26 protein-coding genes and 2 rRNA genes are annotated in these 26325 nt (G+C 43.4%); 2 read left to right on the top strand and 26 right to left on the bottom strand.

Translation table 11 applies throughout. The features are described from left to right. Nucleotides 1-140: 140 nt before the first annotated feature. From AC1U9Z_RS11170 to AC1U9Z_RS11135, 8 genes are all read right to left on the bottom strand, one after another. On the bottom strand, nt 141-845 hold the full coding sequence (locus tag AC1U9Z_RS11170; RefSeq protein WP_333529430.1) for a DUF421 domain-containing protein: 705 nt from the start codon (nt 843-845) through the stop codon (nt 141-143). 64 nt (nt 846-909) lie between these two features. Continuing rightward, a complete protein-coding gene (locus AC1U9Z_RS11165; RefSeq protein WP_333529429.1) occupies nt 910-1464 on the bottom strand; it encodes a DUF2179 domain-containing protein in 555 nt (184 codons plus the stop codon). 189 nt (nt 1465-1653) lie between these two features. Then, nucleotides 1654-4137, bottom strand: a complete 2484-nt coding sequence (gene leuS, locus AC1U9Z_RS11160) for a leucine--tRNA ligase (RefSeq protein WP_479957438.1) — start codon at nt 4135-4137, stop codon at nt 1654-1656. A 271-nt stretch (nt 4138-4408) separates the two neighbouring features. Beyond that, nucleotides 4409-4765: a ribosome silencing factor gene (gene rsfS, locus AC1U9Z_RS11155; protein ID WP_333529427.1), complete on the bottom strand. Its 357-nt coding sequence runs from the start codon at nt 4763-4765 to the stop codon at nt 4409-4411. Between the two features lie 46 nt (nt 4766-4811). Further along, complete coding sequence (gene yqeK / locus AC1U9Z_RS11150; RefSeq protein WP_479957437.1) at nt 4812-5393, bottom strand: bis(5'-nucleosyl)-tetraphosphatase (symmetrical) YqeK; 582 nt, start codon at nt 5391-5393, stop codon at nt 4812-4814. 249 nt (nt 5394-5642) lie between these two features. Next, nucleotides 5643-5900, bottom strand: a complete 258-nt coding sequence (locus AC1U9Z_RS11145; protein ID WP_333529425.1) for an RNA recognition motif domain-containing protein — start codon at nt 5898-5900, stop codon at nt 5643-5645. Nucleotides 5901-6027: 127 nt separating this feature from the next. Further along, nucleotides 6028-6636 carry a nicotinate-nucleotide adenylyltransferase gene (gene nadD / locus AC1U9Z_RS11140; protein ID WP_479957436.1) on the bottom strand — a complete coding sequence of 203 codons (609 nt, stop codon included), beginning with the start codon at nt 6634-6636 and terminating at the stop codon, nt 6028-6030. 141 nt (nt 6637-6777) lie between these two features. Next, on the bottom strand, nt 6778-7284 hold the full coding sequence (locus AC1U9Z_RS11135; protein ID WP_479957435.1) for an HIT family protein: 507 nt from the start codon (nt 7282-7284) through the stop codon (nt 6778-6780). Nucleotides 7285-7454: 170 nt separating this feature from the next. On the opposite strand from AC1U9Z_RS11135, the gene AC1U9Z_RS11130 reads away from it, so the two are divergent. Beyond that, nucleotides 7455-8441 (top strand): sodium:calcium antiporter, encoded by a 987-nt coding sequence (locus AC1U9Z_RS11130; protein ID WP_479957434.1) that lies wholly within the window; start codon nt 7455-7457, stop codon nt 8439-8441. 336 nt (nt 8442-8777) lie between these two features. Then, complete coding sequence (locus tag AC1U9Z_RS11125) at nt 8778-9746, top strand: bile acid:sodium symporter family protein (protein ID WP_333529421.1); 969 nt, start codon at nt 8778-8780, stop codon at nt 9744-9746. Nucleotides 9747-9751: 5 nt separating this feature from the next. Here AC1U9Z_RS11125 and AC1U9Z_RS11120 read toward each other — a convergent pair whose 3' ends face one another. The 18 genes from AC1U9Z_RS11120 to AC1U9Z_RS11035 form a co-directional block, all read right to left on the bottom strand. Then, complete coding sequence (locus tag AC1U9Z_RS11120) at nt 9752-11182, bottom strand: TrkH family potassium uptake protein (protein ID WP_479957433.1); 1431 nt, start codon at nt 11180-11182, stop codon at nt 9752-9754. Between the two features lie 190 nt (nt 11183-11372). Beyond that, nucleotides 11373-13034 carry a dihydroxy-acid dehydratase gene (gene ilvD, locus AC1U9Z_RS11115; RefSeq protein WP_479957432.1) on the bottom strand — a complete coding sequence of 554 codons (1662 nt, stop codon included), beginning with the start codon at nt 13032-13034 and terminating at the stop codon, nt 11373-11375. A gap of 24 nt (nt 13035-13058) precedes the next feature. Beyond that, nucleotides 13059-14054 (bottom strand): C-terminal binding protein, encoded by a 996-nt coding sequence (locus tag AC1U9Z_RS11110; protein ID WP_333529418.1) that lies wholly within the window; start codon nt 14052-14054, stop codon nt 13059-13061. A gap of 21 nt (nt 14055-14075) precedes the next feature. Then, nucleotides 14076-14711: a bifunctional 4-hydroxy-2-oxoglutarate aldolase/2-dehydro-3-deoxy-phosphogluconate aldolase gene (locus AC1U9Z_RS11105; RefSeq protein WP_333529417.1), complete on the bottom strand. Its 636-nt coding sequence runs from the start codon at nt 14709-14711 to the stop codon at nt 14076-14078. Beyond that, a complete protein-coding gene (locus tag AC1U9Z_RS11100) occupies nt 14711-15661 on the bottom strand; it encodes a sugar kinase (RefSeq protein WP_333529416.1) in 951 nt (316 codons plus the stop codon). Before AC1U9Z_RS11100 ends, AC1U9Z_RS11105 begins: the two co-directional genes overlap by 1 nt. A gap of 106 nt (nt 15662-15767) precedes the next feature. After that, complete coding sequence (locus AC1U9Z_RS11095) at nt 15768-16400, bottom strand: bifunctional 4-hydroxy-2-oxoglutarate aldolase/2-dehydro-3-deoxy-phosphogluconate aldolase (RefSeq protein ID WP_333529415.1); 633 nt, start codon at nt 16398-16400, stop codon at nt 15768-15770. A gap of 84 nt (nt 16401-16484) precedes the next feature. Continuing rightward, nucleotides 16485-17267: an IclR family transcriptional regulator gene (locus AC1U9Z_RS11090; protein WP_333529414.1), complete on the bottom strand. Its 783-nt coding sequence runs from the start codon at nt 17265-17267 to the stop codon at nt 16485-16487. Between the two features lie 136 nt (nt 17268-17403). Then, nucleotides 17404-18696, bottom strand: coding sequence for a nickel pincer cofactor-dependent isomerase, group 22 (locus AC1U9Z_RS11085; RefSeq protein ID WP_333529413.1), 1293 nt, complete (start codon nt 18694-18696; stop codon nt 17404-17406). A gap of 14 nt (nt 18697-18710) precedes the next feature. Then, on the bottom strand, nt 18711-19991 hold the full coding sequence (locus tag AC1U9Z_RS11080; protein WP_333529412.1) for a TRAP transporter large permease: 1281 nt from the start codon (nt 19989-19991) through the stop codon (nt 18711-18713). Continuing rightward, nucleotides 19982-20473 carry a TRAP transporter small permease gene (locus AC1U9Z_RS11075; protein WP_333529411.1) on the bottom strand — a complete coding sequence of 164 codons (492 nt, stop codon included), beginning with the start codon at nt 20471-20473 and terminating at the stop codon, nt 19982-19984. Before AC1U9Z_RS11075 ends, AC1U9Z_RS11080 begins: the two co-directional genes overlap by 10 nt. Nucleotides 20474-20534: 61 nt before the next feature. After that, entirely contained in the window at nt 20535-21575 is a 1041-nt protein-coding gene (locus tag AC1U9Z_RS11070) for a TRAP transporter substrate-binding protein (RefSeq protein ID WP_333529410.1), read from the bottom strand. Between the two features lie 275 nt (nt 21576-21850). Then, nucleotides 21851-22870 carry a zinc-dependent alcohol dehydrogenase gene (locus AC1U9Z_RS11065; protein ID WP_333529409.1) on the bottom strand — a complete coding sequence of 340 codons (1020 nt, stop codon included), beginning with the start codon at nt 22868-22870 and terminating at the stop codon, nt 21851-21853. Nucleotides 22871-22891: 21 nt separating this feature from the next. Next, nucleotides 22892-23662, bottom strand: coding sequence for an SDR family NAD(P)-dependent oxidoreductase (locus tag AC1U9Z_RS11060; RefSeq protein ID WP_333529408.1), 771 nt, complete (start codon nt 23660-23662; stop codon nt 22892-22894). A gap of 82 nt (nt 23663-23744) precedes the next feature. After that, nucleotides 23745-24479, bottom strand: a complete 735-nt coding sequence (locus AC1U9Z_RS11055; RefSeq protein ID WP_333529407.1) for a YczE/YyaS/YitT family protein — start codon at nt 24477-24479, stop codon at nt 23745-23747. Nucleotides 24480-24631: 152 nt separating this feature from the next. After that, on the bottom strand, nt 24632-24994 hold the full coding sequence (locus tag AC1U9Z_RS11050) for a hypothetical protein (protein WP_333529406.1): 363 nt from the start codon (nt 24992-24994) through the stop codon (nt 24632-24634). Nucleotides 24995-25130: 136 nt separating this feature from the next. Next, a complete protein-coding gene (locus AC1U9Z_RS11045) occupies nt 25131-25895 on the bottom strand; it encodes an acyl-[acyl-carrier-protein] thioesterase (protein WP_333529405.1) in 765 nt (254 codons plus the stop codon). Between the two features lie 142 nt (nt 25896-26037). Then, nucleotides 26038-26154 (bottom strand): 5S ribosomal RNA (gene rrf / locus AC1U9Z_RS11040). Between the two features lie 73 nt (nt 26155-26227). Continuing rightward, nucleotides 26228-26325 (bottom strand): 23S ribosomal RNA (locus AC1U9Z_RS11035); the annotation flags it as partial.

The following is a 26325-nucleotide window of genomic DNA, read 5'->3' as shown; positions in this document are numbered from 1 at the left end:
TTACTCTGATCATTTCCTTTTATTTTTTTAAAAAACCGAAAACAAACATGCACAAAAATCCCAAGGCTAAGGAACAACATATTACCCTAATGGAATACCCCCTAGCCAAAAAGCTGATGTCTCAAGGCTGATGGCATAATTTATTTACTGGCGTGATCGTCGTTTTGGCAATCAATCAATATCTGTCCCCGAGTGTTTAGGGTGGCTAAGAGAACTTTCTTAGGATGTATACCCTTTTCCGCTAAGGTTTCCCTTAACCAATTTTCATCCAGATTAATGCTGTGTAAATTTTCCTTTATGACATCTCCATCCATCACCAACACAGTGGGTAAGCCTTCATAGCCAGTGCTAATGCCTAAATCCTCTGGGGTAACCGGCCTCTTTTGGGATTTGGGTATAACACTTAATCTGCCCGAGGTTTCCAAGATGGCATACTCCACATCTTCTATGTTGTAAAATCCCTTTTCCCTTAGTTGGCTCAGTAAATCATCAAGGTTATAGCGTGAGGCACGCATTTCGTGCTTTAGCAGATGGCCGTTTTCAATAATAATTTGGGGGGAGCCATAAAACATTTTTCTTAGTGGACGATTGAGCAGGGCTAAATAAGAAAAAAACATTTCTAAAACGCCTAATGTAACCAGGGGTACAATGCCATGCCAGATTGGAATGTTAACTGAGCCCATGGGTATGGCCGCCAACTCAGCTAAAATAATGGCCACAACAAAATCCAGGGTAGAAAGCTGACCAATCTCCCTTTTTCCCATTAGCCGAACAATAACTAAGACGGCAAAATAGATAACAATGGTTCGCCAGATATGAGGAAATACACCATGAATACTTTCCATAGAACTGTCACCTTCCTACAGGCAATAGTCATTCTAGTATGACGCCGCAGTTCTGGTTCTATTCCTATTTTGATTTGAGAAACCTACTTTTGGGACCCGGAAAAACTCCGCCGCGAACAGCCCGTGCATCGGAAATATTAAAGAAAATCCCCGGCTGTACATCGTCCAGGATGCCTGTGGCTATTTTTAAATTGCTTCTTTTCAACAATACAAATAGAATGGTGCGCTCACCACTTCTGCCGCAACCACAAACTGTGGTTACCCCAAAGCCCTGATCACGGAAACGAATGCATAGTTCTTCTACCTTTTCTGAAGAAGGGTATACCTGCATGGATAGATGTCCCACTGCCAACCACTCTTCAATTAACGAACCAAGAAAATTACCTGTGGCAAAGCCTCCGGCATAAGCAATGATTTTGAATGGGTCATCCATACCACCACTTAAGGCTTGGCCCAGGGCAACAATAAAAATACTGACCTCCACAAAACCAATCAAACTAGCAACCACCTTGCGTCCCCGCATAAGCATCAGCAGTCGCAAAACATCCAGAGACATATCAGCCACCCGGGCAAAAAAGATAAAAAGATAAGCACCCAGGTGAGTAGAGAGAATTTCCATGATGTTCATCTCCTATATTCATCATTAGCATACCTTTGTCATCCCGAGCAATAACGAAGGATCTTCTAACATTGAAAGGCTAGCCTTAAGATCCTTCGCTGTCGCTCAGGATGACATTTTAATTCTATTCTTTACTGGTGAATGACAAAAACTAAAGACACCTGTGAGGGTGCCTTTAATTTTTCGGCTCTATTTTACCACAATATTCAATAGTTTTCCCGGTACGGGAATCACTTTAACAATTTGTTTATTCCCAATTAGGGCTTTGACAAGTTCCATTTCCAATAGATATTGCTGCATATCTGCTGGTTTCATATTAGCAGGTATATTCAGGCGTTCCCGAACCTTACCGTTAATTTGAACAGCAATCTCAACTTCATCTTCCACCAATGCGGCTGGATCAAAGGTAGGCCAGGGCTGTTTGTGGACACTTCCCTGATGGCCCGTGGCGGCCCAAAGCTCCTCTGTGATATGGGGGGCAAAGGGAGCCAGTAGGATTATGGTTGTGTCAATGGCTTCTGCCAGCACAGCTGCATCCCTTTCTACTTCAGCCACTTTATCCCGGTAGGTGTACAAACCATTAACCAGTTCCATAATGGTGCTAATGGCAGTATTGAAGTTAAATCGACCACTGATATCCTCTGTTACTTTCTTGATGGCATAGTGGGTTAAGCGGCGCATTTCTTTGTGTACACCCACATAATTGGTCCCTGCCGGAATGGCAGGTGCACCTGCTACATCATCCTTGAGGGAGTAAATCAACCGCCATACCCGGTTGAGGAAACGGTGACTTCCTTCCACACCTCTGTCGCTCCATTCCAGATCCCTTTCAGGGGGAGCAGCAAAAAGGATAAACATTCTTGCCGTATCAGCACCATAACGTGCAATTATCTCCTCGGGACTTACGACGTTGCCTTTAGATTTAGACATTTTGGCACCATCTTTTAAAACCATCCCTTGGGTCAATAGGTTTTCAAAGGGCTCTTGGGCATTTATTAAACCCAGGTCATAAAAAACTTTCGTGAAAAATCTGGAGTACAGCAGGTGTAAAATAGCATGCTCGACACCGCCAATGTACTGATCCACATTCATCCAACGATCCGCTTTGTTTTTATCCCAGGCCTGATCGTTATCTCTAGCACTGGTATAACGCAAATAGTACCAGGAAGAGTCCACAAAGGTATCCATCGTATCCGTTTCCCTTTGCGCTGCACCGCCACACTGGGGACAAGTGGTATGAACAAAGTCCGGTCTGCCCTTTAAGGGGGACTCACCGGTTGGCTTAAAGGCTACATCGGTAGGAAGCAACACCGGTAATTGCTCATCTGGTACCGGCACAGCCCCGCACTTTTCACAGTAAACAATAGGGATGGGAGTTCCCCAATAACGTTGTCTAGAAATTAGCCAATCCCGCAAACGGAAGTTTACAACACCCGTACCAATTCCTGTTTCTTCGGCATATTGGATAACTTTTTTAATACCCTGACGGTTTGGGATTCCATTAAAGGGGCCTGAGTTAGCCATAAACCCATCTTCTGTATAGGCTGCGGTCATCTCTTCAGCCCGCAGTTCCTGGTCCTTCGTAGGATAAATTACAACCTTTATTGGTAAATCATACTTGCGGGCAAATTCAAAGTCCCGCTCATCATGGGCTGGTACACCCATGACCGCACCCGTACCATAGTGGTATAAAACATAGTTAGCAGCCAAGATGGGGACCTTTTCACCATTAAAGGGGTTGATACAATATGCCCCGATGAAAATACCCTCTTTTTCATTGCTGGTTCGAGCCAATTCAGTTAGCTTGCTAACCCGGTTGACAAATTCCGACACCGCCGCCTCTTGGGGGCTACCAGCGGAAAGCTTGGCCACCAGCGGGTGTTCTGCAGCAACAACCATATAGGATACACCATATACGGTATCCGGGCGGGTGGTAAAGACCGGAATGCTTTCGTTGCTGCCGTCCACCTGGAAGATAAGCTCCGAGCCTTGACTGCGGCCAATCCAGTTTTCCTGCATAATTTTAACTTTATCAGGCCAACCCTTTAATTGTTTTAAATCATCCAGTAAACGCTGTGCATATTCTGTGATCCGGAAAAACCACTGGTCTAATTGCTTTTGTTCTACGACGGCACTGCATCTTTCACAGGAACCTTCTACTACTTGCTCATTAGCCAGAACGGTTGCACAATCAGGGCACCAGTTGACCCGTGCATGCTTTTTATAGCACAGGCCCTTTTTATAAAGCTGCAGGAACAACCATTGTCCCCACTTGTAATATCCGGGATGGCAGGTGGCAACTTCACGGTCCCAGTCATAACTTAGACCAAGCTGTTTTAATTGGCTTTTCATATGATCAATGTTATCCCAGGTCCAAGTGGCAGGAGCAATACCATTTTTAATGGCAGCATTTTCTGCTGGTAACCCAAAGGCATCCCAACCCATTGGATGAAGCACATCAAAACCCTGCATGGTTTTAAATCTGGCCACTACGTCACCGATGGAGTAGTTTCTCACATGACCCATATGTAATTTTCCAGATGGGTAGGGAAACATTTCTAAACAGTAGTATTTAGGGCGATCGGAAAAATTTTGAACTTGGTAAGTATTCTGATTATCCCATTCTTCCTGCCATTTGTTCTCTATTTCCTTGAAGTCATAATGCTCTTGCAAAGTACTTCCTCCTAGCCATGCTTGCTATTTTCGTAATATTTATTAAAAGTTGCATTCCTCGCAAATTTTACCACGATTAGTGCAATATTTCAACAATCTGAAAAAAAGCTAAAAGAAACCTCTCTAAATTAGGAGAGGTTTCTTTTAGCCTTCAGCTTTAGCTGTTTCTTTGGGTTCTATCAGCCGTGAGCCTTGGGCCTTGAACTTTTTTTGCATGGAATGTTTTAAAGGTATTTACTCATGACCCATGGCTCATGGCTGACCCTGAAGGCTATCCCTTAAGACTCATTTCCACCACACTCGCATCTCCCCAAAGCCTTTCTAGGTTGTAGAAACCCCTTTCCATTTCTTGGAATATATGAACCACCACATCGCCATAATCCAGTAAGATCCAACTACCCTCACGAAAACCCTCAACCCGTAAGGGTTTAACGCCTGCATCTTTTAGCTTTTCTACAATATGGTCAGATACTGCTTGTACCTGGGTGCTGGAACGACCCGTGCATATTAAAAAGTAGTCGCAAATAATAGAAATATTACGGATGTCTAAGACTGTAATATCCATTGCCTTTTTATCATCGGCTGCTTGATGGGCTAGATCAACGATTTCCTTTGGGCTAAGTGCCAAAAAAACCCCTCCTCTTAGTTAATTATATCTATTATATCCTATTCCACTATTTTCTAAAGGAACCTTGGTCAACTAATAATGAATTTCTTGCCTTGACGCTGGTAGGGTGTAATAAAAAACCCATTTTTAAAACATAGCGAATACTTTCGTCAAAACAACTAAGTAGGGCGGCCTCTAAATTTACATTAGCCTGTCTCCTTATTCCCTCAACACCGGCATGTTTTCGATTTGGCTCTATTTTATCAGCCACAAAAATGATTTTATCCAGTTGACTCATATACTCTGAGCCAACAGTATGTAAGGCAATGGCGTTTAAAATTTCCTGATCATCAATCCCATAGTCCTCCCTGGCCATTACCGCAGCCACCGGACCATGGAGCAACAGGGGCATAGCGAAGCCATACTCACTGACTGTTAAGTTATACTTTTTAGCCCGCTGCAGCATTTCATTGTCATCAAAGTCCCTGGCTATATCATGTAGTAATCCAGCAATCCTAGCCTTAAAGGGATCTGTCCCGTATTTTTTGGCCAATTTTTCTGCAGTATCTGCCACGCCCCGGACATGCCGCAATAGTTTTTCCGACATAGTTAGACTAAGTTTTTGCATCAGGTATTCCTCGGTAATCATGCTAACCCCCCGTATTTTTTATAATAACCCATAATTAGCCATCCGGCGTTAACCTTTTTAGTTATTATTTCGTCTCCGATGGTACATTCCTTCCCAAGGAATATACCATAGTCCCTGGGCTTTTTAAATTCCACTAAGAAAGATGCACAGGTGGTTTAAGATTCATATCCCAAATTAGGGCCAACCACCACCAAGCTGATGGCTTAAAAAAACCCCCTATTCCGGAGGAAAGGAGGTTTTGTAATTCGTTTAAACCTGACCGGCTTCGCGGCTTTTTGCTTCGTTTACAGTGATAACTCGACCACCCAGGTCTGTTCCGTTTAGAGCCTCTACCATTCTTTCAGCATCAGCATCGTTTACCTCAACGAAACCAAAACCCCTGGAACGACCAGTTTCTCGGTCTGTAATAACCCTGCTGCTCAGAACTTCACCATGTGCTTCAAATGCTCTGGTGAGATCCTCTGCCTTAGTAGCCCAGGGTAAGTTTCCAACATATAAAGTTGCCACATAAGTCACCTCTTTCAATGGTTCTGTTGATACTTGTTGCCGTTACAAGTATTATTTGCACTAGCCCTGGACTAAATGCAGTAAAGAAATGCAAAGATATTTCCATTTAAGGTAAAGAAAACTTTTACTATTTCGCTACATAAATATTATTATGATAAATATATTCTTCCACAGACTCAGGTAACAGATATTTAATACTTTTACCTTCCCTGACCCTTTTCCTAATATCACTGGAGGAAATGGCTAAGGCTGGGACCTCTAAGGGCAAAATCCTTTTCATAAAAGGGGTGGGTAAGGATTTAAGGGTTTCCTCTAAATTATTTAAATCATACCCGGGTCGGGTGGCAGCTATCAAGTAAGCCATGCTCAACAGCCTTTCGACATCTTTCCATGTTAATATTTCCAGAATTGCATCGGCACCGGTAATAAAGTAAATGCTTTCAACCTGAAAGGATCGTCTTAGTTGCTCGATGGTATCCACCGTATAAGATAGACCTCGTCTCTCAACCTCTAGCGTGGATATTTCAAAATAGGGGTTACTGGCTATGGCCAAGCGAATCATATTTACCCGGTGCTGTGCATCTAAGATTACCTTATCGGTTTTGTGCGGTGGTTTGCCTGCAGGTATAAAAACAACCTTATCTAAATGGAATCTTTGTCTTACTTCCTCAGCAACCACTAAATGTCCAAAATGAACAGGGTCAAAGGTTCCTCCCATAAGACAGATTTCTTTCATCAAGCTGTTCCTTTCGATTTTAGCCTTTAGCTTTTAATAACTGCCAATGGCTAAAAGCTAATGGCCATCGGGCTGACTAAATTTATTCTCATACTAATGGTAATTCCAGCAAAAAGCAAGAGATGTCGGCAACAAATGTCCTTATTCCGCCCTATCCGCTTCCTCTTTTAATGCTGTAATGGCATTGGTTATTTTTTCATAGGTCCTCTGCAATCCCTCTGAAATTACTCGGGTCTCACCGATGACAGCCATAAAATTGGCATCTCCATCCCAACGAGGAACAATATGCACATGTAGGTGACCAGGAATCCCCGCACCGGCAACTTTGCCCAGATTGATACCAATATTAAAACCATGGGGATTGCCAAAGGCCCGCCTAATGGCTTGGACCATAAATTGGGTCATTTTGTTCAGTTCTAACAGCTCTTCATCCGTAAGCTCTGTGATATCACCGACATGTCGATGTGGAGCAATCAGAAGGTGCCCATTGTTGTAGGGGTATAAATTCATAATAACAAAGGTTTTATTCCCGCGGTAAATAACCAGGTTTTCTTCGTCCTGATCGGAATTTAATTTTTCACAGAAAATACAACCCGTTTGGGGTTTACCGATGTACACCGATCGCCATGGTGCCCATAAATTCTCCATCTTGAATCATCTCCCATGTTATCTTTAGGACATATTTTCTTTGTTTTTTACTAAATCCCTTCTAACTACAATATGATTCCCGTAGCTTAACCTTTAATCTACTGTACTACCCACCTTGCTTTGCGGGAAATATTAATAAAAATATTGAAAGAATAGAAAGGATCCAACAAATGACCTACTTCCTTTTACTGGCAAGCCTCGGTATTATTTTACTTAGTGCTGAGGTTTTTACCAACGGTGTTGAGTGGTTGGGGAAAAAATTTAATCTCTCCGAAGGGGCTGTGGGCAGTGTACTTGCAGCTGTGGGCACAGCCCTACCAGAAACCATGATCCCCGTCATTGCCATCTTATTTGGCTCCGGTGATATGGCTGAAGAAGTTGGTATTGGTGCAATTTTAGGTGCACCCTTTATGCTGTCCACCTTAGCTTTGGCCATCACTGGCATTGCCGCCATGATCTATAAAGTCAAGGGTAAGAGCCGGGAAAATATGTTTATTGACCGGGATGTCATGAGCCGAGATTTAAAATTCTTTTTAATTGTTTACAGTGTGGCAGTATTGGCTGGCAGCTTTGGCAATGGCTTTAAACCTCTGGTGGCAGTTTTTCTAGTTTTAGCCTATGTCTACTATGTGTACAAAACCCTTGGCTGTGAGGGTGGCCGGTGTGAGAACTTAAATCCTTTATATCTGGCCAAGAAAGAACCTGATCCTGCCACACCAATTGTCGTACTGCAAGTAACTTTGGCTTTAGCCGGTATTGTCATTGGTGCTCATTTGTTTGTTCAGGAGATTGAAAACCTAGCTTCCATTTGGGGTATTCCTGCCTTTATTTTATCGTTAATCATCGCCCCAATTGCCACAGAACTACCGGAAAAATTCAACAGTGTTATCTGGGTACGGCAGGGCAAAGATACCTTGGCCCTGGGGAATATTACCGGCGCCATGGTCTTTCAAAGCTCCATTATTCCGGCCCTCGGTATTCTGCTCACCCCTTGGAAATTGTCCCAATTAGGTATTATCTGTGCCATCCTTGCCCTGGCCGCTGCCGGCACAATTTTTATACTGCTTAAGCTGAAGGGTGAAATCAAACCCCTGACCCTGGCCTTTAACAGTGTATTTTATCTAATTTTTATCGGGGCCGTCATTGCAATATATTAGTCGTCGGCCATCCGCTTTCAGCCTGTAGCCACTAGTTGTTAGCTTTCTGTCTCTTGGGAAAGGGCCATGAGCCATGGGCTTTTTGTGCCTGTATTGCTTAAGGGTATTTTGGGTATAGCGATTAAAAGACCGGGAGTGTTGCAAGCTACTGGGACGTAGTTTGGCAACACTCCCTTTTATTTCTTAGGCAAACTTTTTTATTCAAAGACACAACAAAGTGCTATTATTATGTATGAAACGATTTGCCGCAATCACCAAATACCCGTAAGAATAGCTGGCACAAAAAAAACAAGGCCCATGGCTCATGGCCTATGGCCAGATGAAGGATGAATCTAAATGTTAACTTTCTTTAGCAACTGGAACAGTTGGCTGGCAAAACATATGTTTTATGTGGTTTTATCTGCATTGTTTTTTGGTTTTATAACGCCTGTGGAGACCACAAAATTTTGGAGTCTCGTGGCAACCCTTTCTTTCACCTATATGACCTTTGTTTCATCCCTGGAAACTAGTTTGAAGGATTTCTTTCGCACCCTCTCAAGACCCTGGATTAATATTTGGATGCTGCTATTGATTCACGGTGTAATGCCGTTAATTGCTTATTTAATTGGCCTAATCTTTTATCCTGACAATGAGTACATCCGCCTAGGGTTTGTGATTGGGGCTTCCATTCCTATCGGTGTGACCTCCCTAATCTGGTCATCCATGTTGGGGGGAGATGTTCCATTATCGATGGTTGCCGTAACCCTGGACACACTGATTAGTCCACTTTTATTACCGGCCTTTATCGCCTTAGTAGCCGGAAAGTCCATCCAGATCGATACGATGCAACTGCTGGTGGGTCTTTTCTGGATGATTACCATACCCAGTCTACTTGGTATGGTGGTCCATGATTTTACCAAGGGAGCCGTTGATAAGTATGCCACCTCCATTGGTGGCTTCTTCTCAAAGATTGCTATCTTTCTGGTGGTCTTCATTAACGCCAGTGCCATTGCACCGGAAATAAAATGGGATCATGCCATCATCAAACTTTTGCTGGTTATCTTGATTGTTTCCGTTAGTGGGTACACCCTTGGTTTTCTTGGTTCCTTTATCCTTAAGGGGCACCAAAGGGACAGAATGATCACCATGATCTATGGCGTTGGCATGAGAAATAACAGCCTTGGGTTAATTTTAGCCCTAACCTATTTCCCCCCCGCCGTGGCAATGCCCGTAACCCTTTCCATGCTCTATCAACAGCCCTTGGCAGCTTTAATCGCTAGTTTGTTAAAACAAAAACAGCCAGCTCCCAAGGAGCAAGGCTGTTAAGCTTTTTATTTCCTCCAAAACTTAATATTTAATACGACCAGAACAGTAAATAACTCTAACCGGCCAATAAACATACAAAAGGTCAAGACCAACTTGGCTGCTGCGGGTAGGTTTACAAGGGTTGTCGATGAGTCCACCACCCCGAGGCAGCTTATGGAGGATGCGACTACTGCGATAGCCGTGTTTCCCTCAACACCCATGGCAACTAAGAGTCCAATTGCAAAAACCATGCTCGCAATGAACAAAACAAAGAAATTTTGGACGGTTGTTACCACTTCTTGGGGAATTACCGTATTGCCCAGTCTGACAGGTATTACAGCCTGGGGGTGGGTCAGTCTGGCCATTTGGTTTGACAGGGATTTAAAAATTATAATGATCCGAATAACCTTTATCCCACAGGCCGTCGAGCCTGAACAGGCCCCCGTGAGCATCAGTAATACCAGCAAATACCGACTAAAATCCGGCCACTGGTGAATATCCTCTGCCAAAAAACCTGTACTGCTGATCACAGCTGACACATGAAACAAGGCCTGTCGCAAGGCCTTTGCCAGATCATAACCAGCATCATTCATTAGATTTATGGTTATAAAACCGACTGAAGCTGCAATGATGCTTAAATATACTTTGGTTTCAGGATCTTTATAAAATGTTCGAAATTTTCCCCTTAACAAACTAAAGTGGATCGTAAAGCTAATCCCACAAAGAATCATGAAGAAAACGATGATTAGCTCAACTGCCACGCTATCATAAGCAGCAATACTGGCGTTCCTTGAGGAAAAACCGCCTGTACCCACTGTGCCAAATGTATGAATGAAAGAGTCAAACCAGGACATGCCAGCAAGCTTAAGCAATACTATTTGGGCCAAAGTGAAAATTAGATAAACCTTGTAGAGTTCTCTGGCAGTTTGGGCAACCTTGGGTAATACCTTGCTTTTTGTTGGGCCAGGTACTTCCGCCTTAAACATGCGAAAGCCAGCAACATTCAAAGAGGGCATCAGAGCAAGGGTCAATACAATGATCCCCATGCCCCCCAACCAGTGAGTAAAGCTGCGCCAAAAGAGTATGCCCTGGGGCAGGGTTTCCACATCTACAATCACCGAAGCACCTGTGGTTGTAAAGCCAGAAATTGATTCAAATAAGGCATCCACCAGATGGGGTGTTGCGCCGCTTAGATAAAAGGGTAGGGCACCAAAGACGGACAATATTAACCAAGCTAAAGTTGCAACGATAAATCCTTCTTTATAACCAACCTGCATGGTTCGTGGTTTGGTTAAAAGCAGTGCTGATCCCGCCATGGATGTTATGGCTATACTGGCCATGAAAGCCGTTTTATCACTACCCTGCTCAGCCCAGGATAGCCCAAGGGAGGGTAGCATAGCCACTGCCTCACAACATAACACGACACCTAAAGCCCGTGATATGAGCTTAATATTCATGACTATATCCCCCGGTGCTAGTCTATGTAAATGTTCCTCTCCATACTATACACGCTTTAGCGATTTCTACAAGATGATTCTACTAAAAATATTGTATATAACCTAACCTGAGGCCTTTGAATAAAAAGGAGTGTCGCTTGCCTACTAAATAAAAGTAGTCTTGCGACACTCCTTATTATGACCTAACCTGTCAAACCTTAATAATAGCTCCTTTATCAGCGGATTCCGTAATGCGTGCATATAGGGCAAGGTAGCCTCTGGTTACCCTGGGAGCAGGTGCTTGCCATTTTTCCTGCCTTGCTGCAAGCTCTGCCGGGGAAACTTTAATATTTAGCAGGCGATTGGGGATATCAATATCAATTGAATCCCCTTCCTGAACCAGTGCCAATGGGCCACCTTCCATAGCCTCGGGTGAAATATGACCAACAAAACAACCATTGTTCGAACCGGAGAAACGTCCATCGGTGATTAAGGCTACTTTCTTAGCTAACCCCATACCAACCAGCAGTTTCATAGGCTTAAACATTTCCGGCATTCCCGGACCACCCTTGGGACCTTCATAGCGAATGACAACAACATCACCTGGTTGAATCTTTCCTGCTTCAATTGCCTCGATGGCCAGTTGTTCACTGTCAAAGACCCTGGCTGGACCGCAAAATTTCAAAAGTTCCGAAGCTATGGCTGCAGGTTTGGTTACTGCCCCATTGGGGGCCAAATTGCCCTTAATTACCGCCAGACCACCGTTTTCGTGGAAGGGCTCTGTCATGGTCTTGATAACCCGACTGTCTTTAATAACGGCAGTTTGCACATTTTCCAAAACGGTTTTCCCTGTGACGGTTAAACAATTTGTATTTAACACGGACGCCAGTTCCTTCATCACTGCGGGGACACCACCGGCAACATGGAAATCTGCAAGATCATATTCGGTGGCTGGCATAATTCCCGCTATATGAGGCGTTCCCTGACTTAATTCATGAAACCATTCCAGGTCATAATCCACCTTCGCCTCATAGGCAATGGCCGGTATATGTAGTGCCACATTGGTTGACCCACCGATGGCAGAACTTACCCGTACCGCATTGGCCAAAGATTCTTTGGTAATGATCTGACCAGTTGTAATACCCCGTTTAATTAAATCCACAATGACACGACCACTTTGCTGGGCAGCTCTGAACCTACTGGCATCCACGGCAGGGATGGTAGAACTACCCGGTAAGGCCATACCCATTGCCTCGGCCAGACAGCACATTGTATTGGCGGTACCTAACATAGCACAGGAACCAGGTCCCGGACAGGCACAGTTTTCTAACTCCTTGTACTCTGCCATGGTCATTTCCCCTGCCTTTAAAGTGCCCAAACTCTCCTGCACGATGGAACTGTCGGTGTCTTTGCCCTGAAAGTGACCGGGCAGCATGGGCCCACCATTAACAAAGATAGCTGGTATATCTAACCTTGCGGCAGCCATCAGCATACCCGGGACAATCTTATCACAAGAACCTAATAAAACCATGCCATCAAACCGATGGGCCTGAATCATCATTTCAATATCATTAGCAATTAGGTCCCTGGTCGGTAAGATATATCTCATCCCTTCATGTCCCTGGGCAATTCCATCACAGGCAGCGATGGTACCAAACTCCACAGGGGTGCCGCCTGCCGCCCGAATACCCGCTTTAACTGCTTCACTTACTTCCCGTAAGTTATAATGGCCGGGAACCACGTTATTCCAGGAGTTAACCACTGCCACCAGTGGTTTATCCAAATCCTCATCGGTATAACCCATTGACTTGTAGAGGGAACGGTTTAGGGCCCAGTCAGGGAAATGAAGAATTTCTTTACTACGATGAAACAATGCTGCGACCCCCTTTATTTCAACTTATAGACGCTCTTTTAAGTTTACTTTTCCTTTAACTTCTTTGTTTACGAGATTCCTGGGATAGTAACCTTGTAAAACTTCGGCCACCCCCTGGGCTGCTTTAGTTTGCAAATCAGTGCCTGCTTCTTCCGAATACCAGGCCACGTGAGGATTTAGAATGACATTATCCATCTCCAACAGGGGGCTGTCTGAACGTACTGGTTCAATCTCTAGGACATCTAAACCAGCACCCGCAAGCCATCCCTCCTGCAAGGCTTTAACCAGTGCCTCCTCATCAATAACAGGTCCCCGCCCGGTGTTAATAATAAAGGCTGATCTTTTCATCCTTTTTAACTCTTTTTCACTAATCAGATGTTCCGTCTCTGCATTCAAAGGGGCGTGTACGGAAATAAAGTCCGAGGTTTGTAACAATTCCTCCAAACTTACTTTTTTTACACCAAATTTATCCGCCACAGCATCTGGAATATAGGGATCAAAAACCAATAGATTTAAACCAAAGGCTTGGGCCTTTTGGGCCAGAGTTTGGGCAATTCTGCCAAAACTAATTAAGCCCAGGTTTTTGCCCCTGAGACGGTAAACAGGTACAGATACCTTATAGTCCCAATTGCCCTTTTTCACTTCATTGTTCATTCGTACTATTTTACGAGCACAGGCTAAAAGCAGGGCCATGGCATGATCAGAAACTTCATCCATGCAGTAGTCAGGTACGTTTACCACACAGATACCCTTCTCTGTGGCAGCAGCCAGATCCACTGTATTTATTCCCACACCATAACGTCCAATAACTTTGCACTTTTCCAAAGCTTGAATAACCCTTGGTGTCAGTTGTGCATATTGATTCAGCAGACCATCTGCATCTTTGCAAGCTTCTATCAGTTCTTCCTCTGTTTTGCATTGGGCGGGTACCAGGCTAACTCCTATTTGTGCCAACACTTCTTCCTCATACTTAAGGGTTGAATATTCGTAATCAGTTACCACAACTTTTAGATTTGACATTTTAGTCACCTCGATCGGTTTTTATAATCTGGCACTGCAAACTGCTTCCACTAATTGACTGGCTTGCTCCGTAATATAGCTCCAATTACCTTCCGCAATGACCTGTTGGGAAACCAAGGATCCACCAACACCTAAGGCCAGGCAGCCAGCCTTAATGAACTCGGCTGCGTTATTTACATTAATACCGCCGGTGGCCATGATCGGAATGTGACCCAATGGTCCACGGATATCTTTAATATATTTTGCCCCTAGGGTGCTGGCAGGAAAGACCTTCACTAGGTCAGCCCCTAGTTCGTAAGCCCGAACAATTTCTGTGGGAGTCATTGCCCCTGGGGCAACTGGTTTGCCGTAACGCTTGGCCACAGTAATAACGTCTGGATGCAGGCTGGGCGAAACAATAAACTGTGCTCCGGACAAAATAGCTAAGCGAGCAGTTTCACCATCCAGCACAGTACCTGCCCCGACAATAAAATTTTCAGCCATTTCTGAGGTAACCTTCTTGATTACTTCCAATGCCCCCGGTGTTTCGATGGTAATCTCCATGCTGTTAATTCCGCCAGCTTGCAAAGCCTTAGCCAAATGAATGATTGTCTCCGGTTGGCTCCCTCGAACCACGGGTATAACACCAACTTTTGTTAATCCAGCAAAACCATTCATTATCGATCAATCCCTTCTTTATGGCCCCTAAATACAGCTACCTCATCCATCGTAGGCAGTCCTTCTACATCACCAATTACTGTGGTAGCCATGGCACCCACTGCATTGGCCAGCTTTACGGCTTCCTCCATGGAGTAATCTTTTAACAGACCTGCAACAAAGCCCGCTGCGAAACCATCACCTGCACCAATGGGATCGACTACCTTGTCAATGGGATAGCCCGGAACCAATTTATGCTCTGTGGCAGTTGCATAATAGGCACCCTTCTTACCAAGCTTGACAACAACCGTTTGCACCCCTAATGCCAAAAACTGAGCAGCAATTTTTTCTGGATCAGATTCACCTAAAAGCATCTCACCTTCGTTGACTCCAGGCAAAATAATATCTGACTGGGCAGCTAATTCCATTATCACTTGACGTGCCCTATCTTTCTCCCATAGCTTCAGGCGAATATTTGGATCTAAACATACGGTTACACCCCGTCTTTTAGCCATTGCCACAGCCTCTTTGATAGTCTGGTGGCAAGACTCACTCAGTGCTGGAGTAATGCCGCTGATGTGCAGTATTTTAGCCGAGCCAATATAATCGGCATTAAGATCTTCCGGTGACATCCAACTGGCTGCTGAACCTTTGCGGTAATAATAAACCTTACTTTCTCCGTATTCCCGCCGCTCTTTAAAGTACAAGCCAGTGGGGGCTGAGGCATCAAATTTTACCTGGGATGTATCCACCCCCTCACCCTGAATAAAGGAAAGTACATATTTACCAAACTCATCCGTACCGAGTCTGCTTATCCAGCCAGCACTATGACCCAATCGAACCACCCCAATGGCAAAATTGGATTCCGCGCCCCCAATTTGTTTAGTAAACTGACTAATATATTTTAACGGTCCTGAGCTTTCGGGATTCATCAAAACCATTGTTTCTCCTAATGTAACAACCTCTGGCATAAAATCTCACCTACCTGTTTCGTAAATGTGCCCATTACTATAGCTAGCTTTTAGCCTTTAGAAGTTTTTTTAGATAGTTGGCTAACGACTAATGGCTAATAGCTAACTAGGCACTCTCCTGTCTAACCCTTTGAACGATTTCAAGATATGCCTTAGACCTAGCTATCACTTCCTTCGTTCCTCCTTCGGCCATGGCTTTGAACAAATCCGTGGTTCCTAGGGAAGTCGCCCCAGCCCTTAAAAAGTCAGCAGCATTGTTTATATTTACCCCGCCTACCACCATCATCTGAGCATGGGGGTAAGGTCCTAAAATATTTTTAAAATATTGGGTTCCCAGCACTCCGGCCGGAAATATTTTTACCATCTTAGCTCCCCAGCGGATGGCCTGAATAACTTCCGTGGGGGTCATTGCTCCCGGTACCACTGGCTTGCCATAAAGATTTCCCACCTCTATAACTTCCTGCGAAAGATGCGGACTAAGAATAAACTGAGCACCCGCGGCAATTACCAGGGAGGCTGTTTCTTTATCCAAAACGGTACCTGCCCCCACAAACATTTCCTTGTCAAAGTGGGTCCTGAGCTGGTTAATCATGTCAATGGCCCCGGGGGTATTACAGGTTACTTCCACCGCTTTTATGCCCCCTTCCTGTAGGGCACTTACCAAAGGAATCAATTCTTCTTTTTTAACACCACGAACAATGGAAACAACTCCGGTTTCCTTTACACATTCAAAATTCACCTAAGCTCACCTCATATCTTCCGTTACCGTCCCAGGGTATCTCATCATGTAAAACATCGTTCCAAATAGTGAAAAAAGTAAGCCCTAAGGGCAATACCCCAGACGGTGAGAAATCATTAAGCCCGTCTCTTTGATCTTGGACGCTAATTCAGGAACTCTTTCCCTTGTTACCCGGGATTCTGGTCCTGCAACACTGATGGAGGCAACAACCTGTCCTGCATGGTCCCAAATCGGTGCAGCAACGCAACGAATACCTAATTCGTTTTCTACTTCATCAACTGAGTAACCCTGAAGCCTGATTTCTGCCAAATGGTTGAGCATCTCATCTATATCTGTAATTGTATTCGGTGTTTTGCGTGGCATGCCCTTGTCCTGGAGAATTCTTACCACTTCTTCCTGGGGCAGAAAAGCCAAAATGGCCTTACCAACACCTGAACTGTGTACCGGACCCCGACGGCCTATTTGCGAGTACATACGTATGGTACTGGGACACTCAACCTTGTCGATGTAGACTATCTCTCCCTGTCTTAACACACATAGATGTACGACCTCATTGGCAAATTGCATGAGTTCCTCCAGGTAAGGCCTGGCCTCCTGGCGCACTTCCATATTCGTTAACATCTTATTGCTTAGCTCAATTATTTTTAGTCCAAGCTTATATCTTTCTGTCTCAGAATCTTGCTCCACAAATCCCCTCTGGGCTAAGGTACCGAGGAGGCGGTGAACAGTGCTTTTATGCAGGTCCACTTCATGGGCCAGTTCAGTAACCCCCAAACCCTTTTGATGATTTCCTAAAACCTCTAAAATTTTCAAGGCCCGCTCTAGGGACTGAACAGTCTGTCCAACACGTGTGGTCAAAGGAACCACCCACTTTCACCAAATTGATTCGTCATCTGAATTTCAAAGGAGACATCTTTAAAAACCGTAACAAGGGGGTTACTCCTTTTAATTTTACAGTAGACAGGAAAATTCCTCCTCCACCACTATAAATAGCCCCTCTTAATTAATAGTTTGTTAGTAAATTGCCGAATTCGTCATATTGAAAGGGTTCCGGTTCACCTAATATCTCGATTTGCGGATTGGCCATTGCCTCGGCAAGCAATCCCTCTGAAATATAGATTTCCTCCAGATGCAGGGTATTTTTGATGCGTACGATCCTAAGCTTCTCTGGTTGTAAACAATAGGAGGTTTTGATAGCACACCGGATGGCATAGTCATCACTGCGCATCACCATAGGAATGCGTACGGTGGGAGGAAAAGCTGCTGTAAGGGCGTTAATATAGGTTTTGGCCATATTAAAGCTATTATAGAGCCGCATGGTTGTAATATCTGCGGGTGCCACGCCGTTACCATTTCCCTCGGTTTTTTCAGTTAAACCCAGTACCACAATGCGCTCTGTTATAAGTTCACCTTTGGCAAAGGTAGTGGAAAATCGACCAGTTACATTGGGGTCCATACCATCACCGCTGATATCTTTGCCTATCTCATCTACAACCAAAACATCCAGCGGGTTAAATAGAATCCTGGGCATTCGTTCCTTGGCCTTTTCCAGGAGCTTGGGTTCCACTTCCAAAATTTCATCCACTGGAACAGCATGAATTTCTGAGGTTTGATCATAGGCATTTTCTAAAATAGCAATTCCAAAGAGTAAATTTGCCTTTTCAAAGGTTATTTTACTGGCAGGAATCAGTTTTTGATCAAAGTGATTCATTCCTAACTGGTGGCAGGAATCGGCACCCTTTTGTTTGCCCAATCCTATTACACTCATCTTTACAATGCCGCTTTCAATGACACCACGGAAAGCAGTGTGGGGCTTAATGCGGTTGATAATGATAACCCCATCGGCTGCCAGCACATGCTTGTCCACAAAGACCGGCAGGCCATTGGCCTCACCCACCTGCTCTACCCCCATGGAGGAAAGGATGGGCACTCCCATAGACTCTTCGGTAATACCCAAGGTCTCCAATACTTCTTTCTGTCCTTCGGCAGTGGCTCCGCCATGGCTGCCCATAGCCGGGATAATAAAGGGCTCTACACCCTGGGTTGTTAGAAATTCCAGTGTGGTTTTGGTAATTTGAGCAATATTAGTAATGCCGCGGCTGCCCACTGCCACTGCCACCTTCATACCCGGATGAAGCAACCTCTTAATCTTCTCTTTATTTAACCCCTCAAATACAGCGGCATCTACCTTCTCTATTTTAGGGGCATGAAAAAGTTGGCGTACTTTAACAAACCTGGGAACTAAGACTTCATCTAAAATTCTCTCAATTTCTGAAAAATCGCCAGGAATTGGCATCTACATTCAACCTCCTACTTAGTAAACCAGCCAAGTGGTGTCATAACGATCTCAGGGTAAGCAATAAGGAGTGCTAATACTGCTAACTCTGCCAACAGGAAGGGCCAGATTTTCTTCACCAATTCTACCAGCGTAACATGACCTACACCACAGCCCACATAAAGAACTGTGCCGATGGGCGGTGTAATTAACCCAATAACTAAGTTCAGAATCATAATTACTCCGAAATAAACAGGATCTATACCTGCCTTCAAAATGAGGGGCATTAATACAGGAGCAAAAATCAATATGGCAGGGGTTAAGTCCATTACCATGCCTAGTATGAACAGGAATATGTTAATGGCGATCAATAACATAATGGGACTGGCGGCAAGGGAGCCAAAAAGTTCTGCCACCTGAGTAGGAATTTGGGCAACGGTCAAAAGCCAGGCCACAGCCATCGCAGCAGAAGCTACAAACATTACCACAGCAGTCCCTTTGGCAGCGGCCACAAAGATTGGTGGCAAATGTTGGAATTTTACATCTTTGTAAACCAACATAGACACCAGCAAAGCATAAACTACCGCTACAGCTCCCGCCTCGGTGGGTGTAAAGATACCAAACCGGATACCGCCCACGATGATGATAGGCATTAATAAAGCCCAGATGGACTCCTTAAAAACTTGGATAGCCTCAGCCGTCGTGTATGCCTTACCCTTTGCATAGTTATTTTTCCTAGCAATAATTGTCCAGGTAATCATAAGCGACGTGGCCAGGATCAAACCTGGAACGATACCTGCCATAAACAATTTTGTAATTGAAACCCCAGCCGTAACGCCAAAAACAATCATTGGAATACTCGGCGGAATAATGGGCGCAATCAAGCCTGAACTTGCCACCAGGGCCGTTGATGTATCCCTTCTATAACCTTCACGTACCATGAGGGGAATTAAGATACTGCCTAAGGCAGCTGTATCAGCCACCGCACTGCCGGAAAGGCCTGCAAACAAAATGCTGGCCAAAACCACCACATAACCTAAGCCGCCTTTAATGCGTCCAACTAAAACCATCGCAAATTCCACAATCTTCTTTGAAAGGGAGCCATGTCCCATGATTTCTCCCGCCAGCATAAAGAAAGGAATGGCCATCAGGGGAAAGCTGTTGGCACCATAAACCATGTTTTGGGCAATAATTTGAGCATCAAAATTACCCAGAAAGAGCATTAGAATAATTCCACACAGCACCAATACCAATGCAATGGGAATTCCCAGGGTCAACAAGAGAAAGAGGCTGCCAAAAAATACACCTAATGCCATACTTTCTTCTCCCCTTTACAAAGGCTGATAATTTTACCAATCGTGATAAAGCCAATCATTACCGCAGCTAATACGTAGGAAACGGAGATAAAAGAGAAAGGGATTCCGGTAGCTGGTCCTAGGGTAGACATAGCAATTTTAGTAAAACCCAGACCTCCGGAAAGCATAACTCCTACTGCAATAAGAATCAAAAAATAACCTACAAAGTCAACAGCTTTCCTTGGTACACCCTTTAATTTGGAGGTAATAAGATCCACACCAATATGTTGATTATCCTTATAGGCAGTAATGGTTCCTAAAAAGATAGTCCAAACAAATAAATAACGGGATAACTCCTCACTAGAAACAATTGCTTCTTGGAAAAGATAGCGGAGGACAGCATTTACAAACACTAACAATACCATGCCGGCTAACGATAAAAACATCAAATAATCTAGTAACTTGTATACACCACGAGTTATTTTAGAAATGGATTCAGACATTTTGTCACCTCCGTCTTTGAATAATACTGCCTCCCATAGGGGAGGCAGTATTTAGCCAGTTTTACTGCACAGCCATGATCTTATCAGCCATTTCTTTGGTACCAGGATAGGTTTTGTAGAACCATTCTTGTACAGGTTTTTGAGATTCAATCAGTTTTTGCTTGAAGGTTTCATCCGGGAAGACAACAGTCAGACCCTTTTCCTTCAAGAACTCAATGTCCTTTTGTTCGCTTTCTTCTAATAGCTTCCACTCGTAAGCTGCTGATTCGTTAGCTGCCTTTTGAAGAACTTCTTGCAGTTTAGGATCTAAACCTTGCCAGAACTTCTCGTTAATCATGTAGAGGTTAGGGGAGAATAGGTGACGAGTATCTACCACATATTTTTGCACCTCATACATACCGGAAGCCTTTAAGGTTGCATAGGGGTTTTCCTGACCATCAATTACTTTTTGCTCCAGGGCCGTAAATGTCTCAGAGATCGGCATGGGCATAGCGTTAGCACCAAGGCCTTTAACCATTTCCACATAGATGGGGTTGTTGGGAATTCTTAATCGAAAACCTTTAAAATCCTCAAACTTCTCAAAGGGTTTACCGGAAGACACAACCCGGAAACCATTGGCAGTCCAGGCTAAGGTGCGGGTACCCATTTTTTCTTCCATGCCTTTAACGATTTCTTTACCAATTTCACCATTAAGTACCTTTTCTGCATGGGCATAATCACGGAATAATAAGGGCATTTCTGTCAAACCAACCATTGGCAGGTCTTTAGCAATCAGTCCACCGGTGACACACATTTCTACACTACCGTTTTTTGTTCCATCAATAAACTGTTCCTCAGAGCCAAGGGTAGCATTGGGGTAAATTTCTACTTTAATTTGTCCGTTGGACTCTGCTTCAACCATGGGCTTAAATTTTTCTTTTAAGGCAATATTCTGTGGGTGTTCATCGGCAAAGTAGTGAGCTACCTTAAGGGTGATGGTTTTACCTTGTTCAGGGGAAGCAGCATCTTTTTTCTCTTCACCGCCACCACCGCAACCGGTTAAGAAAATACTGAATAACATAATACTCAGAACACTTAAGGCAATTTTAGACAGTTTTTTCATGTTTGACCTCCTATAAACATTCGTATTTTTATAACCACCCATATCAATTACTTAATTAACGGATCACCCCCCAGGAAATAGGATAACTCCGGACTCACAATGGGTATTTGCGATTATTACTTTGATATGACCTTTGTTTCATATTATGAAACCTTGTTTTGCATTGTTTAGTAAAAAATAATCGCACGCTGTGTATCATAATTATTCGACAGACTTTTCAAAATTCCTTCAGACTTGTTTCATTCTTCAAAACATTGTTTTATTTTTGTCTTAATTTAGGGAGTAAATAATATCTTCATCGAGTTTCCCGTACTTAGCATCAATTCGAAGCCATCTTGGGCTTTTTCCAAGGGGAAACGATGAGATATCACTTGCTCTATTTCCTTTCGTTGCTGCAACATGTGTAATGCCACTTCATAATCCCTTGGCTCATATACTCTGACACCAATGATGGAAAGTTCATTAAAATTCACTGCCCGTAAATCAATTTTGCTAGGCTCTTTAAAGACACTAACCACTACAATTTGGCCGGTAATTTTCACTAATCGGGTAGCAAGTAAGGCTGTTGCAGGAGCACCTGCTGCCTCATAGACGATATCGACACCATTTCCACCAGTAAGCTTAATTATTTCCCCTTCTGGGTTATTGGCTGAATCCAACACTTTAAAACCCAGGTTTTTAGCCAGTTCTCGTCTGCTTTCGCTAATCTCGCAAACTATAACCTCTGAAGCACCGGCAAATCTGGCAGTAATTGCAGTTAGTAACCCAATGGGTCCACCACCCAGCACTGCCACAGTATCTCCTGCCTTCAGGGCAGACTTTCTGATAGCATGGGCTGTAACTGCCACAGGTTCGACCAAACAGGCCAGATCCAGCGGTAGATTAACTGGTATTTTTACGATCTTAGCAGCATCCACCTTAACATACTCTGCAAAACCACCATCAATATCTATCCCTACCAGGGCCAAGCTTCTACAAACATGGGCGTTGCCAGTTCGACAGGGTTGACAGTGGCCACAGGATATTAGTGGATTTACGGTCACTTTATCCCCCACTTGAATCGTACTGTCTGGCGGTAAACATGTTTCCGCCACCTCGCCGGTAAATTCATGACCCATGATTAAAGGGGCTTTGGCCCGTGGGTGTTTACCCAAGTAGATTCCCAGGTCAGAGCCACAAATCCCAGCATAATGAACCTTGATCAGAACCTCACCACAATTTAATACTGGTCTCGGCACCTCTTGAAAGTTCAGTTGTTCTTTACCTTGCCAAACAATAGCTTGCATGGTTTTCATTTTTCTATCCCTCCGGTCACGTTATAAAGCCATCGATAGAAAACCGCCATCTACCTCTATGGTCGTCCCGGTAATAAATTTTGCCGCATCGGAGCAAAGGAACACAGTTGCACCTACCAAATCCTCCGGCACTCCTAACCTTTGCATTGGCGTACGATTCATAATCTTTTCGTAGGTTTCTTTTTCTGATAGCATTTTCTCGTTAAGTGCTGTCTTGAAGTAACCCGGTGAGATGCAGTTTACATTGATGCCATGGGTGGCCCATTCAGCCGCCAGCACCTTGGTTAGCTGTAATACTGCACCCTTGCTGGCACAATAGGCAGCGGAGCGGGTAATTCCTAAATGGGAGCCAAGGGAGGCGATATTAACAATTTTCCCATAATTCTGGGCCAACATCTTTTCTCCCACCAGCTTACAACAAAGAAAAGTTCCCCTTAGGTTTACAGCAATCACATGATCCCATTCTGCCGCAGTTAATTCTGTAACAGGCTTTTTATAGTTTATTCCTGCTGCGTTAATCAAAATATCAATGCGGCCAAACTTAGTCATTACTTCTTCTACTAAGTGTTGAACCTCTTCCTCCTTGGTCACATCCACTGTAGTTAATAAAGATTGCGCTCCTAGCGTTTCGATCTCTTTTACAACTTCTTCGTTACGTTGTTTGCTCCGGCTAACCGGTATGACATTGGCCCCCGCTTTGGCCAAACCTAAACTTATCGTTTTACCGAGACCACCACCACCCCCTACGAAAATAGCAACTTTACCTGTCAAATCAAAAGCTTCTAAACCCACAAAATCACTCCTATCTGCCAAAGCTTTGATGTTTCATAATGTAAAACTAAGTTTCATAATATTATTAAAAAAATAATTCGATCTATCTTTTCATTCTCCTGCATTTTTTGAAAAACACCCTCGTAAGATTTTGTTTTTTGACTTTAACATTGACCTCTTCACTAGTTAATAAATGCAACCATTTAGTAAACCAGCTTTGTCTGCCAATCCAATAATACAACGCTAAAAACATTTGAGTGAACCAGCCAATGGTAAAGGAAAATATTAATGTTCCCAGGCCAATTTTCCCACCTAACAAAAAGCCTAACGTAACTACAAGCACTTCCAGGATCGTTCGTACTAAACCAATGCTCCGGCCGGTTGATCGGTGAAGACCCATCATTAAACTATCCCTTGGCCCGGTTCCCATGTTTGCTGAGATATAGGTCCCTGTTCCTAGACCAAAACAAAAGATGCCAACGAAAAGGTAGGAATACTGTTGTAAGTATGTAATAGTAGGTGGGATAAGGTTAGCCTTCATGATGAAATCGATAAATATACCACCCATGAGCATATTCAGAATTGTACCAAAATTTGGCTTTATGCCCATTGGGTAAGCTATGATAACACAAAGCAGTCCGGTCGCAATATTCACTTGACCAAAGGTTAAGGGTATGTAATTCGTCATACTAATATGAAAAACATCCCAGGGACCTAAACCTAGATTTGATTCTAAAATTAGTACAACTGAAAAGGCGCAAATAAATAATCCTAAGGAAAACCAGAACAACTGTAGTAGAAAAAGGACTGCTTTCTTTATTACAATGTTATTGATCATGATAGAAGCTCCCCCACTAGGATTGTTACCCTATGATGATACAACATATTTTAACAGTAATAGCACTAAGAATAAACCTTTAATTAAAAGAAAAAGCCAAGTTCCACTTAGACAGTGAAAATTGGCTAGTTGTTTATTCGGTTTGTAACAACTTATTTATATTGGGCTACTCCATTTTTATAACCTTGTAAGTGAACGACTCCAAAACTATGGTTTTTTTCTTTAAATTGTTCTAACCACTTTAGATAATCCTTGTAATCAAAATTTTTAACACCTTGATCTTTCATATACTTTAAGAACATTTTATAGTCTTTAGAATCTACATGTTTGTAATGCTTATAATGCTTGTAATGTTTGTAGTCTTTATAATGCACATAGTCCTTAAAATATTCATGATCACCATAATTAAAGTAATAGGTTTTATGAGCTACTGGTGCCTCATGGGCAAGGGCAGCGGAATTAAAGGAAAACATAAAAACCCCAGCCATTAACACCCCAACAAGTCTTTTTTTCATGCATGATCCCCTTTCTGTAATCAAGATTATAGTAATAATGCGGGACATGCCTTTATTATAGCAGAATATATTCGTTTTGTAATTGAACTATTTTATGTAATACATATTAAGTTTTCCAATGTTGACAATTATTTCTTTATCTTTCTTTTATTCTTTTTACCCAACGTGTCTCAGCCAGCGCTAAATGATAATCCTGGTTCTTCTCTTTAATGGTATGGGCAAAGGTAGGCTTTCCCAACTCCTCTATGGGCTGGCTAGCAGCTGAAATTATTGAACCCAAGCCAACTTCTTTTTTGTAGATGACCTCAAAGGATTGGAGTATATGGTTCTTATATATTTCGGCGGGAACCGTTTCCAGTACCCATTCCATATATTTGGTATTGTTAACATGCTCATTGGTATCAATATCGCTGCGCCTAACATAGAACTCTTTGAACACCTCAGGATTCTCTAAATTATATAGCTCACTAAAGGGGTCCTCGAACACACCTTGTGACTCCAGCCCATAGGTAAGCATATACTCGGCTGGTATTCTTAAAGGCCTTTTCTTTTCAATGTTTAGAAAGATCCATAGGCTTGTGGCCCGTCCTAGAATTTTCCCTTTTATGTCCTTAATATAAAACTGCCTTGTGGCGTAAAAACGTTCAAAATGAGATGGCCATGTTTCCACAATTATTTTCTCATTCCACTGGGGGTATCTTTCCATCTGTACACGCCAACGATTCAACACCCAGGCAATCCCCTCGGACTTCAGTCTATTTAAGCCCAACCCCACTGCCTCTGAATGTGCAATGGCCGTTTCCTCTAAGTAATTAAGAACAGATACCGGAGTAGCCTCCTGGTACTGGTTAACCTCATAATAATGAACTTCAAACTCTTTTTGATGGTGTTTTTCCTGCATCTTACGCCCCCCTAGATAAACTGGTACCCTAATTATACCTAATTTGCCATGGGTTACAATTCAACAAATCATTAACTCAACACCCGGCACCTTCAATATAAGAAAACCCTACAGTCATCATAACTGTAGGGTTTTAAAAATACTCTGGCGGCGACCTACTCTCCCAGGAGCGTGAGCTCCAAGTACCATCGGCCCTGAAGGGCTTAACTGCTGTGTTCGGGATGGGAACAGGTGTACCCCCTCCGGTATCGCCACCAGAAACTTATATACTTTTGACTAGTTTTATCTGTTCTCTCAAAACTAAACAGCTACTTCGTATTGCGTCTTCTTCTTTGGTCAAGAACTCGATCGATTAGTACCGGTCAGCTGAAAACATTGCTGCTCTTACACTCCCGGCCTATCTACCATGTTGTCTCCATGGGATCTTATC

It is taken from the genome of Desulfotomaculum sp. (genome assembly GCF_982386235.1).
This window is presented reverse-complemented; position numbering and strand designations above follow the sequence as displayed.